Here is a 14,128-nt window from a genome sequence, read left to right on the forward strand (position 1 = left end):
TCAATCCTTCAACCGGCGCGCCGCGACCGCGCGCAACAGCCGGTAGAACACCGCCGCGATGATCAGCGCCGCCAGCAGGCCGCCGGACACCAGCAGCAGCGGATGCACGGACAGCGCCCAGCGCATGTACTCGACGGGCGACAGATGCCCGACGTAGTACACGTCGCCGTTCGACACCACTTCGAGCGTCCGGCCGCGCACTACCGTCAGTCCGCCCTGGATAGACTGGACGAGATCGGGATCGAGCATCGCGTTGGTCAGATCCGCTTCCGATTGGCCCGGCGCCGAAATCAGCGCGACCACGCTGCGCCCTTTTTCGAGCGGCGACCGGAATCCGGTGACGATCGCGTCGCCCGATGAATTCACGAGCGACAGGTCCGCGCGCCCCGCCGTGCGCACGCCGCCGCGATTGCCATGCCACCAGTTGGCGATGCGGAACGACACGTTCGAGAACTGCATACGGCGCGTGTCGTCGGCGGCAGAGAACGGCATGTCCTTTTCCCAGGCGCTCAGCAACGGCTGCTGGCCGGGTGCGCCGATCACAAGCAGATCTTTGTCGGCGAGACGCTGCACGTCGCCGGCCGTCGCGACCGTGACGCCCGTCACGGGGTACGCCGTCGACGCGCCCATGCGGCCCATCACCATCAGATACAGGCTGTAGTCGCTCGGATTCGCGTTCGCGGGCAGGATCACCGCCGTCTGCGAGAGGTCGGCGAGCTTCGTAAACGGCCAGCCGCTGTTCGCGAACGCGGCCAGATCGGGCAACGCCATGTAGTGCGGAAACGACGACAGATCGATGGTCGAATCGGGATCGATCTCGCCGCGCACGTTGTCGAGCACCTGCCCCTGACATTCGCCCGTCTTCGGCATGTCGTAATAGAAATGGAAGCGCAGCTGCGCCTGCGACGCGAGCAGATGCGGTGGAATGAATATCTCTTTCGACGCGGGCGCCGTGTGGTCCGGCAGCATCCGGTTCAGATAGCGCCCGAGATCCAGCATCGACGACGACTCGGCCGGAATGCGCAGCGCCTGCACGAAGTTATTGTTGACGCTGATGTTGAGCGTCGAACGGTCCGGCGCGGGGCGCACCGTGTAGCGGTAACGCAGGTCGACGGGCACGCCCTTGGTGCGCCAGGTGAACAGATCGGGCGCGATGCGCAGGTCGACGCGCACCACGTCCGGGTTGTAGCCGCGCACGGAAAGGTCTTTCGGCACGGTCAGTTCGCCGAAGCGCACGGCGCGGTCGGTTGGCAGCCAGCCCGGTGCGTCGTACGGCTGACGTGCGCGCGGCGCGTCGACGTGCGTGATCGTCTGCATGGTGCCCGACAGCGCTGCTTCTCCCAGCGACAGCGCGTTCGCCGCAATCTTCAGCTCGCGTGCGTCGCGTCCCATCACGAGCAGCAGCTTGCCGCGCGCGGGCGCTTCGCGATCGACGATCGCGAGCACGGGACCATTGATGGCGGGCAGTGTGACTCCCGCTGGACGTTCATCGTTGGTCGCGAACACCACGGCGTTGCCCGACAGCGGCGCGTTGTCGAGCTGCGCCGGAAAGAGCGCGCCGCGATAGCCCGCGAGCGAGCCGAACCACGACGCGACGGCGCCTGCCGCTTCGAGCGCCTGCGACGACGGCTTGGCGGCGAACACGAACGGCAACTCCAGCCTGCGGACATCGCGCCGGTCGAAGAACGGCAACGGCAACGCGCCGAGATCCGGCTTCGTCGCCAGCGATGCGAAGGTCAGGTCGAGCGTGCTCGCATTGCTGACGGTCGCCCATAGCGCGCTGCTCGCGGGGTCTTCACAGCCCTGCGTGTAATGGCCGATCAACTGGATGTTCAGGTGATTGAACTCGGTGACGAGGCGCGGTTCGAGCGGAATGTCGCGGGCGAGCAGCGTGCCCGCCTGCTCGCGCGGCAGCGGCAGCGTGGCGGCCACTTCGCCGTTCACGAGCACTTTGAGATGCGACAGATTCGACAGCAGCGACGGCGAATAGCTGTAGATCAGATGCAGATTCGCGCCCGTGACCACTTCGTCGGCGCGCACGGAGAACGGCACGCCGTTCTGTCCGTCGACGCCGCGCAGTTGCAGCGGATCGAGCGCGCCAAGTTGAGCGAACGTGAATGTCTGACGACGCCCGCCGGATACGGCCGTGCCGTTGTCGGCCGTGGTCGGCATCGTGTCGCGGCCGCTGCGCACAGCGGCGAAGGTCTGCGGCGCCGGCTCGGCGAACGACGGCTGCTGCGCGGCGCGCGCATCGACGGGCTTGGCCGACGGCAGCGGCGGCAAGCCGTTACCGGCGGGCGCGGGCGCCGTCGATTGGGCGACGAGCGGCTGGTTCGCAGGCGTCGTGCCTGGCGTCGCCGCAAGCTGCGCCTTCGTCGCGGGAACGGCACCCGGTGAAGCGCCCGGCGGGCTGGCGGAAGCCGCCTGCACGGCAGGCAACGTGGCCGCGAACAGCAGCGCGCCCACCGTCGCGCGCAGCGGCAGCCGGCACGCGCTGCACGCCAGCAAACGCACACCCGTTCTCATCGCCGCTGCAACAGCGGCGTCGTATCGCAAGATCCGCATCCGTTATTTTCCGTTCTTCGTGTCGTTTGCCGCGGCCTTGCGTCTGCTGCGCAGCGTGCGCAGGTCGGCGTAGAGATGTTCGAACAGTCCGCCGATCCCGCCCACACCGACGCGCATCACATGCGAGAAGCTCTTGAGCGGCGTATCGACTTCACGCCCTTCCGCCCAGCCGGTCCATGCATCGGCGCGCGCGAACGTGCTCTGCACGAAGTCCAGCTCCTGCTCGCGCGTCATCGCGCCGAACTTCAGCCCGACGCGGCCCGGCACCGCGTACGTGACATCGGCGGGAAACACAAATTCGTCCTGACCGCGAAACAGCGATACGACGACCTGCTCGTGCAGCGGCACCTGGATTGCGGCAGGCAGTTGCAGCGCGAGTCCGCCTTCCGCATAGTCGACCGTTTCGCAAGTGAGCGTGCGGCCCGTCGAAAAGCGCAGCGACGCCGGAATGCGCATCGCGACGCGGTGCGTGGCGCGCACCTGGCGCTGCTCGCGCGCCGCCGCCACGCTCGCGCCGAGGATCAGCATGTTGTAGCCCGTCCATGCGAGGTTCAGCACGGTCGTCTGCACTTCGCTGTGCAAGCTGGCGTTGAGCGCGATATGCACGCAACCGACGATAAAGCCGATCAGGTTCAGCGCCAGCAGGATCAGATACGGACGCGAGATCGCCCAGTCGAAGTACTGCTCCTCGATGCGGCCGCCCTTCGCCGTCACGTTGAACTTGCCGAGCTTCGGGTTGATCAGCGCGAGCAGTGTCGGCGCCGTGATGTACGACGCGAGCACCGACTCGTAGACCTCGGACCAGAACGAGTGACGGAACTTCTGCTGCATCCGCGAGTTCGTGACGTTCGCGTGGAACATGTGCGGCAGCGCGAAAATCGCGATGGTGCCCGCCGCCGCCTGGATGATATGCGCGTTGAAAAACAGGAACGACAGCGGCGCCGTCAGGAACACCAGACGCGGGATGCCGTAGAAGAAGTGCATCATCGCGTTCAGATAACAGAGCCGCTGGCCGAAGGTCAGGCCGCGCCCGGTGAGCGGATTGTCGATGCGGAAGATCTGCGTCATGCCGCGCGCCCAGCGGATGCGCTGGCCGATGTGGCCGCCGAGGCTTTCCGTCGCGAGTCCCGCGGCCTGCGGAATCGCGAGATACGCGGTGGTGTAACCGCGGCGGTGCAGCTTGAGCGCCGTGTGTGCGTCTTCCGTCACGGTTTCGATGGCGATGCCGCCGATCTCTTCGACCATCGTACGGCGCAAGAGCGCGCAAGAACCGCAGAAGAATGTCGCGTTCCACAGGTCGTTGCCGTCCTGCACGAGACCGTAAAACAGCTCGCCCTCGTTGGGCACCTTGCGGAACGTCCCGAGATTCTTCTCGAACGGATCGGCGGAGAAGAAATGGTGCGGCGTCTGCAGCATCGACAGCTTCTTGTCGCGCAGGAACCAGCCCAGGCCCACTTGCAGGAACGAGCGTGTCGGAATGTGATCGCAGTCGAAGATCGCGAAGTATTCACCGTCGGTGATCTTCAACGCTTCATTGATGTTGCCCGCCTTCGCGTGGCGGTTGTGCGAGCGGATCGTCCACGCAACCCCCACTTCTTCACAGAACGCCTTGAACTCGGGCCGGCGGCCGTCGTCGAGCACGTGTATGGACAGCTTGTCTTTCGGATAGTCGAGCGCGATCGCCGCGTAGACGGTCGGCTTCACGACGGAGAGCGGCTCGTTGTAGGTCGGGATGAAGATATCGACGGTCGGCCATTCGCTGCGGTCGGCGGGCAGCGGCAACGGCTTGCGCTTGAGCGGCCAGGCGGTCTGAAAGTAGCCGAGCATCAGCACGAGCGCCGCATACACTTCCGCCGACACCAGCAGCAGCCCCCAGGCGGCGTCGAGCGGACGTTCCCAGTAAGTGGTCTCGGTCAGACGCCAGTACATATAGCGCCCCGTCGCGATCACCGACAGCATGATCATCACGAGCGTCGCGTAATGGCCCTTTGCGCGCCTGAACAGCATTGCGCAGACGAAGCAGCAGAGTGCGAACGTAAGCTGCTCGCCGAATGCGAGCGGCACCGTGAACACGAAGAACAGCGAGGCGAGCGCGAACAGCACCAGCAAAATCGTGACGGGCTTGCTGCCGAGAATGCGTCCGTCGATCAGATGCGAAGCCAGCCGGTCGAAGCGCGAGCGGCGCGGCGGCTCGGCGTCGACGGCATCGAGAATGTCTTCAGGCGCCGTGCTCATGCGACGCTCCTCGGCAGCCTGGCCTGGCCGTTCAGGCACGCGCCCAGCCATTCGCCGCAGGCGCGCAGATCGGCGGCGGCCTGGCTATGCGGGTCGTAGTGAATCACGGTCGTGTCGTACGCAAGCGATTCGCTTACGCCCTGGTCAAGATGAATGACGCCAGGGAACAGATGGCCGGCGAGCGCATCGCGCAATACCTTGACCACGTCTTTGGTGAGACTGCGGCCCTGGTCCACCTGGTTGATCACGTAGCCGTAGCCGATGAAGTCCTGGCGCGGCAACGCGTACGCCTGGATCAGCCGCTCCATCTGCGGGATTGCCGCGTACGACGCGGCGTCCGCGATCACGACGTTCAGCACGAAGTCCGCGGCCAGCAACGCGGCCCGCGTGTAGACCGTCGCGCCCGGCGGCGTGTCGATCAGCACGATGTCGTCCGCATCGAGCGCGAGCGCGTCGAGCGATTCGCGAATCAGATAGGGATCGCTATCGAGCCGCGCCTCGAACACGCGCCGGTCATCTTCGTTCAGCGCGCCATGCGGCAGCGCCGTGATGCCGTCGATGCCGTCGAACATCACCGTGCGCCACGATGCGCCCGAGAGCGTCGCGCGCGCGACGCCGTCGTAATTGTCGACGGGAATGCCGAAGTGCAGGCGAAGCGCGTTCTGCGGATCGAAGTCGACGGCGATCACACGGCGTCCATTCGAGCCGAGCACCGATGCGAGATTCGCAGCCAGCGTCGTCTTGCCGACGCCGCCCTTGGCGGATACAACCGACACGACTCTCATGCCTCGCCATCCGCCTTGAAGCGCGTGCGCAACGTGTCGCGCAGTGAACGGGCGGGCGCCGCCGGGCCGCGCGACAGTCGCGCGAAGAGAGTCGACAGGTCTTTCGACGGCGCGGCTGCGAGCGCTCCCGATGGAGCTGCCTTGCCGCCGAACAGCCCCGAGAGAATCGAGCCGCCTTGCTGCCATGCAGTGTCGCGCGTGCCTTCCGGCACGGGCCCTGTAAATGGGGCAGGGCCAAACGACTGGCGTCTGCCCGAACAAGAGGGACCTGGGTCAGATTGGGCTACATGATGAAGCGCAGAAACGCGGAAAGCTGGTGTGACGGGCGGCACAGGCCGTGCCGCAGCCGGCGCTGCCGCGACGGGCGGGGCGGCGGGTGCTGCAACCGGGGCAGCCGCCATGCGCACAGCGTTCGCGGCCGCTTTCTTGCGCTCGGCGGCGGGCGCAGGGTCGGGTGCCGCTGCGACGGCCGGCGGCGCGCTGAAACGGTTGGCGCCCGTACGCGCCGGCGTGACGGGCGGCGGCATCGTTGCATGCCGATGTCCGCGCGCGAACAAGGGCAGCCGCGCCGCTCCCGTGGATTCCGAGGTGCTCGTCGCGGTTGCCCTTACCGGCTGCTCGCGCCGCCCTGCCGGCGACGCAACGGCCGGCTCGGGGCGACAGCCCGGCGCAGCAGCCGGCCCCGGACGCCCGGCGTCCGGCACCGGCCCGACATGCGCGATATCGAGCGCGTTCAGCAACGGCCAGCGCAGTGCGGCTTGCTTCGCTTCGTCGTCGCGTGCGACTTCCTGGTATTGCCCGGCGTCGCCACCGAAGCGTCGGAACAGATTACCGACGTCGTCTGAAACGCTCATGATGTTTCCTCTACTTGTCCTGCGCATCGCTGCACTTCCACTGCTCGTGCCGTCGGCGCCCCCTGTTTCACTGAATGGTTAACGTCTTCGAGGACGCCAAGTTTAGTCAGCGCGCATTAGTCGGTCATGACAGCCTGAATTCGTACGCGTGCGCGTTCGCGCTTGGATGTTCCTGCAACGCTAGCGAGCCCGCGCCCAGTTCGCGCAACCAGTGCTGATACGCCCCTTCGAGAAACGCCGATGCCCACGGCGCCGCCCGCTCGCCAAATGCGGCAAGCGGTGCGCAGCTATGCTCGATGGAAAGATAGTCGTCCCGCTCGACAACACGCACAAAGCCCCAGTCGAGTTCCGACCAGATGCCGTTGAGAAAGGAAGCGAGGTCGTCGAGCGTCGTGCATCCGGTGGCGGGATACCGTGCGGCGAAGCGCACACCGATGCGCGCCATCAGCGTGCGCAGTTGCGAGGTATCAAGCTGAGTCTCGAATTCTTCGGCTAGCGCGCTGAGAAAGCCACGCCATTGCACTGAAGTCTGATGTCGCGTGTAATAGTCGAGCAGGGGTGCCGTGTGTTCGTCTTGCATGTACGAGAGGTTGATTGCGTATGCGTATGATTGACGGGCATGGAACTCGTAAACCAGTATCGAACACCGTTACGTCGACAGCCTGATTTGTTGAGTGAACCGTCAAAATGGGCGCCGCCAGCATAGCATCGTTCAGATGCCGATAAAAAGGCAACCGGCACGGTTGCCGATGTGGAAAGCGGGCGACGGGCGAATATTGTGCGCTTGCTCTTTTGCAGGGGCTCTGTGCAGTTGAACGAGTGCTTCATTCGCTTGCGCGTTCTTTCCGCGCCTTACCAATAAATGCGGCTTTCTGCATGCTTCAATTGAAATGCTTCGGGAGTCAGACGATGAAGATCAACGACGAACGCGCCATTCAGTTTCTCGGCGCCATACGCAAGCCATTACTGGTGCTGCATAAGGCAATACTCGATCACGAGCGCGCATTGTATGAGAAGGAGTTCGGTCCCGTCACGCCTGCCGCCTTCCTGCAAGTGCTGATCAACGGTACGGGGTTTCGCTGGTTGACTCCGTTGTCGACAGTTATCGCGAACGTCGACGAAATTCTCGACGACGAAAAGGCCACGAGCGCCGACCGCGTAGCGGCCATCGAAGCCGTCGCAGGTCTTTTCTCCGACGATTTACCAGGCAATATTTTCCTGCCGCGTTACCGGCAAATCCTGCAGGCCAGTCCCGAGATACTACATGCGCATGGACAAGTTGCGCCGCTCTTGAAGTCACTCGAAACAGGCGATTAATCTACTCGTTTGTTTCGCATTTGACTCGTTAATCATGGCGCGAATCTGCATCGCGAATCTTGCATGAATGCCGAACGGAGGGGCGTACGCATGACGCAGTGGATACTCGATCAGGAACTCACGTATTGCGGTCAGGCCGTACGCTATCGCACTTTCGGCGAGGGACCGCCCGTCGTGCTGATTCACGGTACGCCCTTTTCATCGTTCGTATGGCATCGGATTGCGCCGCATCTCGCGCGCGATCGCAAGGTTCATGTGTATGACCTGCTCGGCTATGGGCAATCTGAACGGCGCGATGGCCAGGACGTCTCGTTGGGCGTGCAGAACGGCTTGCTCGCCGCCCTGCTCGACCACTGGCAACTGGACGCACCGGATGTCATCGCGCATGACTTCGGCGGCGCGACGGCGCTGCGCGCGCATCTGATCGACGGCTGCGACTATGCGAGCCTCACGCTGATCGATCCCGTCGCCGTCGCTCCGTGGGGGTCGCCGTTCGTGCGACACGTGCGCGAGCATGCAGCGGCTTTCGAGGGGCTGCCCGCTTATATTCACGAGGCCGTCGTCAATGCGTACATTCGCGGTTCGATCGCGAGGACGATCGCAGCGCACGAGCTCGCGCCTTATGTGTCTCCGTGGCTCGGCGAAGTGGGGCAACCCGCCTTCTACCGGCAGATCGCCCAGATGGATCAGCGCTACACCGATGAAATCGAAGCGCGCTATCCGCAGGTGCGCTGCCGCACGCAGATCCTGTGGGGCGAGAACGATCAATGGATTCCGATCGAACGCGGCAGGCATCTGGCGGGCGTCATTCCCGATGCGCGCTTCGAGCCCGTGCCGAACGCCGGCCATCTTGTGCAGGAAGACGCGCCCGAGGCCGTCGTCGCCGCTGTGTTGCGCTGGATCGGTTGAGTATTGCGCGGCACGACGCTGCTTACGGCGTGTTGCAACCGCAAGCAAACAGAAAGGCTCCCGCGAAGCGCATTCGCCGGAGGCTCTCCGTTACGTATCACGTCGATGCGAAGCGCGGGTCAGCTGCGCTGATGCGGCAGATACGGCATCGGGTCGATCGGCTTGCCGTCGTGGCGCAACTCGAACAGCACGGACACGCGCGAGTTGTTCTCGTTGCCCATCTCGGCGATCTGCTGCCCTTTGCGCACGATGTCGCCCGTCTTCACGAGCAGCCTGCGGTTGTGCGCGTAGGCCGTCAGAAAATCCTTATTGTGCTGGACGATGATGAGGCTGCCGTATTCGTTCAGCCCGGTGCCTGCGTACATCACCTTGCCGTCGGCCGCGGCGCGGATCGGGTCGCCCGCCTTGCCGCCGATTTCGATGCCGCGCGTCTCGCCTGGCTGGAACCCTTCGACGACGTTGCCCTGCGCCGGCCAGATGAGCGTCACGCCTTTTGCGTGACGCGCCACCTCGGCATTCACTTCGCGTGCTTCGGCCGCGCTCGGCGCGGGTGCGCCCGGCGCAGGCGCGGCGGCGGCCGCCTTATCCGGGGTGCTGTTCGGCGCGTTGTTCGGCGCGTTCGTGGTGCCGGGATTATTCGAAGCGCTCGCCGCCCCGCCGCTCACCGTCGCATTCGACGCGCCGCTGGCAGCCGCTGCAGTTCCGTTTGCATTCGACGCTTTACCCGGCGACTGGCCCCCGGCCGGACCGGCAGGCACGGCGACCATCTTCACCGCATCCGGCGACGACACCTTCAGCGGCTGCCCGATATGCAGACGCGCGGACGACTTCAGATGATTCCACGCGACGATCTGCTTGACCGTCACGTTATGGCTGCGCGCGATGCGAGCCAGCGAATCGCCGCGACGCACCTTGTAGATCACGGGCGGCACCGACTGCGCGACCATCTGCGGCGCGGGCGCCGCGGCAGCCGGATCCGTTGCCGTTTGCGCGGTCGACGCCGCGTTGCTGTTTTTCGCGTCCTGCTCGCCGACATGCGCGCAGGCCCCCACCATCAAGGCGAGCGTGAAGCTCGCAAAACCGGCCCAGGTTCTGTCGAAACCATTCTTCGACATATGCTCTCCCGCATTATTTCGTTTATAGAGCGGATGCGCCCTTCGCCCGGCCAGCTGATGTCGCAGGACACCCGCTGACGGTGCGCAGCATGCCGCCTCATTGCGGCCTCAACCGTCCGGTCCACTGCCGGAATTCGCCTCTCTTGCGGAGCCGCGTCAAAGTGATGCGATCTTCCGTCAAAGGGGTCGGATTAGCCTTTTAAATCCAAGCCGCATTGTAAAGTGCAGGCCCCATAAAACGGGGCCCGGGAACACTTCGATACAAATTACCGGCTGTATTGCACGTACGCGTTCGCGATCGACAATCTTTCCGGCGCGTGTCATAACACCTGCTCTTTGTCATATCGGCAGGGAACGCGCGAAACTTGAGACGCGTGCGCCGTGGCAACGCCAATGGAGACAACGATGACCGCCGTACCCGAATCGAGAACGATCAGCGTGGCGATCGCGCGCGACTGGCGCGAGGTGTACTCGTTCATGGAACATCCGTTGTCGTTCGCGCAATGGGCGTCTGGGCTCGGCAAGCCGTTGCGCGGCGCAGGCGAAGAGTGGACCTTCGAAAACACGGACGGACATCCCGTCACCGTGTACTTCACGCCGCGCAATCCGTATGGCGTGCTCGATCATCGTGTGATCACGGCACGGGGCGACGAGATCTACGTGCCGATGCGCGTGATCCCGAACGGCAGCGGCGCCGAAGTGCTGCTTACCCTGTTACGGACGGCAAGCATGAGCGACGCGCAGTTCGCCGCCGACGCGCAATGGCTTGAACGCGACCTCGCCGAACTGAAGCGCTTTCTCGAGCAGCGATGACGCCGGGCGCAGACCGGCTTCGTTCAGGCGCGAAGGATCGTCACGCCTGACGCTTCGAAAGGCGCGGTTGTCGACTCTGGCGTGTCCTTCTCGACGAGGATCGCGCTCGCCGCGTCGATGCCCGCAATCATGTACGCCGACGCGGCATTCAGTTTTTCCGACGATGCCAGCACGACCGTTTCGGCCGCCCGCGCGACGAGCGCGCGCTTCACATACGCTTCTTCCAGATCACCCGTGCTCAACCCTGCTTCGCGATGGACACCCGTCACGCCCATGAAGTAGAGATCGGCGCGGATGTGGCCGAGCGCTTCGATGGCGGCCGCGCCGACCGTCACCATCGAATGACGGAACAGCCGCCCGCCGATCACGATGACTTCGAGCGCTTCGTGCTCCGCCAGTTCGACCGCGACGCTCGGACTGTGCGTGACGATGGTCGCGCGCAGGTCGATGGGCAGATGGCGCACCAGTTGAATGGCCGTGGTCCCGCCATCGACGAACGCGATCTGGCCCGGCGCGATCATCTGCGCGGCCGCCCGGCCGATCGCCGCCTTAGCCTTCGATCCGATCGCGCGGCGCCCCGCGAGATTCGCCACCGCCGGCGACGCAGCCAGTGCGCCCCCATGCACGCGCTGCAACTTGCCCTCTGCGGCAAGCTCGCGCAGATCGCGGCGCACCGTGTCCTCCGACACGCCGAATGTGTCGCTCAGCGCCTTGGCCAGCACCTGGCCATCGCGCTTGAGAGCGTCGAGAATCAGCTTCTTGCGTTGGGAAGTCAGCATCCGGTTAGTCCGAGATTCATCCGATCATGAGATTGCACGAATTTTCTTGATTCTGCACGAAACCGCACGATACCATGATCGGGCGATGCGGCCAACCGGGCTGCGTCTTTACCCGGTCGCTGTTGCGCGATCGGATGGTGAATCCGGAACAGGAAGCGCTCATGAGCGAAAAGGCTGACCGCGTGCGTATCGTCGATGCGCAGGTGCTTTCCGACGACTGGTACGTGCTGAAGAAAACCACCTTCGATTACCGGCGTGCCGATGGCAGCTGGCAGCGGCAAAGCCGCGAAACCTACGATCGCGGCAATGGCGCGACGCTGCTGCTTTACGACCGGCGCCGACGCACTGTGGTGCTGATACGGCAGTTCCGACTGCCCGCGTTTGTCAATGGACACGAAGGGATGCTGATCGAGGCGCCTGCCGGACTGCTCGAAGCGGCATCGCCCGAAGCGCGGATTCGCGCGGAAGTCGAGGAGGAAACGGGCTATCGCGTGGAGTCGGTGCGAAAGGTGTTCGAGGCGTTCATGAGTCCCGGCTCCGTGACGGAGAAGCTCTACTTTTTCGTCGCCGAATATGATGCGGCTGCGCGTGTGAGCCGCGGCGGCGGCGTCGCCGATGAAGGCGAGGATATCGAGGTGCTGGAATTCGCGATCGACGATGCTTTAACGATGATCGCGCGCGGCGAGATCATGGACGGCAAGACCATCATGCTGCTGCAATACGCGGCGCTTCATCTGTTTCTGCAATGACGTATCGAGGCGACGCATCCCATTGCGGCCACGATCGACGACCCAACGGGCTTCAGATGAAGCTCGACGGGTTAAATTATCTACTTCGTCATACTGAATAACTATTCAGATTCTTGCCGTATTTCTCGCGCACATTTCTCATCCGCTGCGCATGCAACGGAGGAGATGCTGCCCGAGCGCCATCGCCCAGTCCCGTTGAGGTCTGACGGTCCATCAATTCGTGCGATCGAATGCGCCTGACAGATCAATTCGAAGGAATGTCACCTAGTTGTCGATGCAGAGACGTCCGCACGGCGAATCGGAATTATCTGATTGGTCGTACTGAAACGTCTTCGTATCCTCTGCGCCTCTATGTGGTGCGCGCTTAAAAGAACGCTAGAGCTTCGATCGGGATCGCTCTTCAGCGATGCACAACCGCGCGCCAGATACGCCGATACGCAACAGGGAGGCAGCGATGATAACGACTCAGTACAACGCTTTGCGCACATCAGGCCACGGGGTTTCAGCTCGCGACGTCACCCACCAGATGCATTCCATTGGGATCCTGATATTCGACGGATTTTCGATGCTGCCCGTGGCTGAAGTGATTGATGTATTCGACAAGGCAAACCGGATTTTGGCAGCGGGACCGGGCGGTCTGCCCTGCTATCGAACTGCTTTCGTGTCGCGCCACGGAGGATGTGTTTCCAGTTCCGCGGAACTCGCCGTGATGACGCAAAGACCCGAACAGCTCCCTTCCGTCCGAACGCTTTTCGTTGCATGCGGCGGCGAAGTGCCAGCCAAAGTTGCGGCGGATCTCCAGTTCCGCAACTGGCTTTGCGAGACGGCATGTCGTGCTGATGAGGTTTTTGCTATTGGCAACGGCGATTCGTTGTTATCCGCGATCAGCGCCCCCGCTGGGCGAACCGATCTTAAAAGACAGAATGTTGTACCTGGCGATTCGTCGCTCGCCGGGCCGACGCGCTTCGGCACGCGGTCGGCCGTGCGACAGGCGCTCGAGCTCGTAAGACAGGACTTTGGTATCGCCTTTCTGCGACGCGTGCTGGAGCTGATACCGGACACTGGGATGCCTGAATTCAACGCCATGACGAGCGACAGCGCAAAGTCGATCAGGGACAAGATTCACGAGAGTGCTCAGTGGATCGCGCGCAATTGCAATAGGGCCATTTCCGTTACGGTCGCTGCGCAAACCGCGGGAATGAGCGAGCGTTCTTACTTGCGACACTTTCGCGCTGAGATGGGTGTCAAGCCTTCTGAATACTTGAGACGTTCTCGCGTCGAGCTGGCTGCGGCCATTCTTGAATCGAGTGATCTGCCTGTCGATAAGATAGCCCGGCGGTGTGGACTGACAAGTGGGGAATGTCTGGCCAGGTTGTTTCGGCAGATATTGGATGTTTCGCCGACGGAGTATCGGAGTCGAATGCGGTCCGCGAACGAACGCAGGGGTACCTGATTACGCCAGGCGACAGGAACGTGCGCGACCTTCCATCTCACACGGCACGTGCGCAAAAGGGTCCTGGGCCGCCTGTATGCAAACGTGCGAAACCTTCGGGACGAAAGTCTCGAGGCTGCATGACGGTCACAGCCAGCGGGTCGCCCCATTGCCAAAGTTGCTGCCGTCGACGCAGTCGGCGCAAGCTGGAACGCGCACGCTTCCTCCTTGACACCTATATAAAGGTGATTAATCGGCTGCCTTCGCAAGTGTCGATTGCGTATTTTCAGTCAGTGCCAGCTGGTAATCACCATTGCCCTACAAAAGTGGAATCAACTTGATTACCTCGTCTGTTTCTCGAGAGTTTGAAATCGCCAGATATTGTCAGTCAAAGCGACCATGCCCAGATCGCCGTAACAGGCCTCTCCTGAATGGATGCGTGACTTCGACAAATGTCTGACAAACCCTCAGCGTCATGTCAAGACTCTCAAGCACATTCAACCCGCCAAACAAAATGAATGGCAGCGTATTGCCGACGGTCACACCACGCGCGATGGTGATATTCATTGATCTTC

The 14,128-nt window shown here is 63.2% G+C and carries 12 protein-coding genes and 2 pseudogenes; 5 read left to right on the forward strand and 9 right to left on the reverse strand.

Going from position 1 to position 14,128, the window contains the following annotated elements:
- From bcsB to bcsD, 5 genes are all read right to left on the reverse strand, one after another.
- Nucleotides 1–2,565 carry a cellulose biosynthesis cyclic di-GMP-binding regulatory protein BcsB gene (gene bcsB, locus BPHY_RS16525; protein WP_012402586.1) on the reverse strand — a complete coding sequence of 855 codons (2,565 nt, stop codon included), beginning with the start codon at nucleotides 2,563–2,565 and terminating at the stop codon, nucleotides 1–3.
- Between the two features lie 3 nt (nucleotides 2,566–2,568).
- Nucleotides 2,569–4,800 (reverse strand): UDP-forming cellulose synthase catalytic subunit, encoded by a 2,232-nt coding sequence (bcsA, locus tag BPHY_RS16530; protein ID WP_012402587.1) that lies wholly within the window; start codon nucleotides 4,798–4,800, stop codon nucleotides 2,569–2,571.
- Nucleotides 4,797–5,585 carry a cellulose biosynthesis protein BcsQ gene (bcsQ, locus tag BPHY_RS16535; protein WP_012402588.1) on the reverse strand — a complete coding sequence of 263 codons (789 nt, stop codon included), beginning with the start codon at nucleotides 5,583–5,585 and terminating at the stop codon, nucleotides 4,797–4,799. The genes bcsA and bcsQ overlap by 4 nt, the downstream gene beginning before the upstream one ends.
- The gene (bcsP, locus tag BPHY_RS16540) at nucleotides 5,582–6,439 is read right to left on the reverse strand and encodes a cellulose biosynthesis protein BcsP (protein WP_041764272.1); all 858 of its coding nucleotides are present in this window, start codon (nucleotides 6,437–6,439) and stop codon (nucleotides 5,582–5,584) included. The genes bcsQ and bcsP overlap by 4 nt, the downstream gene beginning before the upstream one ends.
- A 124-nt stretch (nucleotides 6,440–6,563) precedes the next feature.
- A complete protein-coding gene (gene bcsD, locus BPHY_RS16545; protein ID WP_012402590.1) occupies nucleotides 6,564–7,019 on the reverse strand; it encodes a cellulose biosynthesis protein BcsD in 456 nt (151 codons plus the stop codon).
- A gap of 329 nt (nucleotides 7,020–7,348) precedes the next feature.
- On the opposite strand from bcsD, the gene BPHY_RS16550 reads away from it, so the two are divergent.
- Together BPHY_RS16550 and BPHY_RS16555 are read left to right on the forward strand one after the other, a co-directional pair.
- Entirely contained in the window at nucleotides 7,349–7,756 is a 408-nt protein-coding gene (locus BPHY_RS16550) for a hypothetical protein (RefSeq protein ID WP_012402591.1), read from the forward strand.
- Between the two features lie 90 nt (nucleotides 7,757–7,846).
- Complete coding sequence (locus tag BPHY_RS16555; RefSeq protein ID WP_012402592.1) at nucleotides 7,847–8,665, forward strand: alpha/beta fold hydrolase; 819 nt, start codon at nucleotides 7,847–7,849, stop codon at nucleotides 8,663–8,665.
- 119 nt (nucleotides 8,666–8,784) lie between these two features.
- Here the strand turns inward: BPHY_RS16555 and BPHY_RS16560 are convergent, their stop codons facing one another.
- A complete protein-coding gene (locus tag BPHY_RS16560) occupies nucleotides 8,785–9,780 on the reverse strand; it encodes a peptidoglycan DD-metalloendopeptidase family protein (protein ID WP_012402593.1) in 996 nt (331 codons plus the stop codon).
- Between the two features lie 405 nt (nucleotides 9,781–10,185).
- Between BPHY_RS16560 and BPHY_RS16565 the strand changes: the two genes are divergently transcribed.
- Nucleotides 10,186–10,593, forward strand: coding sequence for a hypothetical protein (locus tag BPHY_RS16565; RefSeq protein WP_012402594.1), 408 nt, complete (start codon nucleotides 10,186–10,188; stop codon nucleotides 10,591–10,593).
- A gap of 23 nt (nucleotides 10,594–10,616) precedes the next feature.
- On the opposite strand, the gene BPHY_RS16570 is transcribed toward BPHY_RS16565, so the two are convergent.
- A complete protein-coding gene (locus tag BPHY_RS16570; protein WP_012402595.1) occupies nucleotides 10,617–11,372 on the reverse strand; it encodes a DeoR/GlpR family DNA-binding transcription regulator in 756 nt (251 codons plus the stop codon).
- Between the two features lie 161 nt (nucleotides 11,373–11,533).
- On the opposite strand from BPHY_RS16570, the gene BPHY_RS16575 reads away from it, so the two are divergent.
- Both BPHY_RS16575 and BPHY_RS16580 read left to right on the forward strand, forming a co-directional pair.
- Complete coding sequence (locus BPHY_RS16575; protein WP_012402596.1) at nucleotides 11,534–12,121, forward strand: NUDIX domain-containing protein; 588 nt, start codon at nucleotides 11,534–11,536, stop codon at nucleotides 12,119–12,121.
- A gap of 454 nt (nucleotides 12,122–12,575) precedes the next feature.
- Nucleotides 12,576–13,574, forward strand: coding sequence for a helix-turn-helix domain-containing protein (locus BPHY_RS16580; RefSeq protein ID WP_012402597.1), 999 nt, complete (start codon nucleotides 12,576–12,578; stop codon nucleotides 13,572–13,574).
- 67 nt (nucleotides 13,575–13,641) lie between these two features.
- Here the strand turns inward: BPHY_RS16580 and BPHY_RS43125 are convergent.
- Together BPHY_RS43125 and BPHY_RS39550 are read right to left on the reverse strand one after the other, a co-directional pair.
- Nucleotides 13,642–13,990: pseudogene (locus BPHY_RS43125) on the reverse strand (SIS domain-containing protein); the annotation flags it as partial.
- A 1-nt stretch (nucleotide 13,991) separates the two neighbouring features.
- A pseudogene (locus BPHY_RS39550) lies at nucleotides 13,992–14,120 on the reverse strand (3-deoxy-8-phosphooctulonate synthase); the annotation flags it as partial.
- Nucleotides 14,121–14,128 lie beyond the last annotated feature (8 nt).

Source organism: Paraburkholderia phymatum STM815 (assembly GCF_000020045.1).
GTDB classification, from domain to species: domain Bacteria; phylum Pseudomonadota; class Gammaproteobacteria; order Burkholderiales; family Burkholderiaceae; genus Paraburkholderia; species Paraburkholderia phymatum.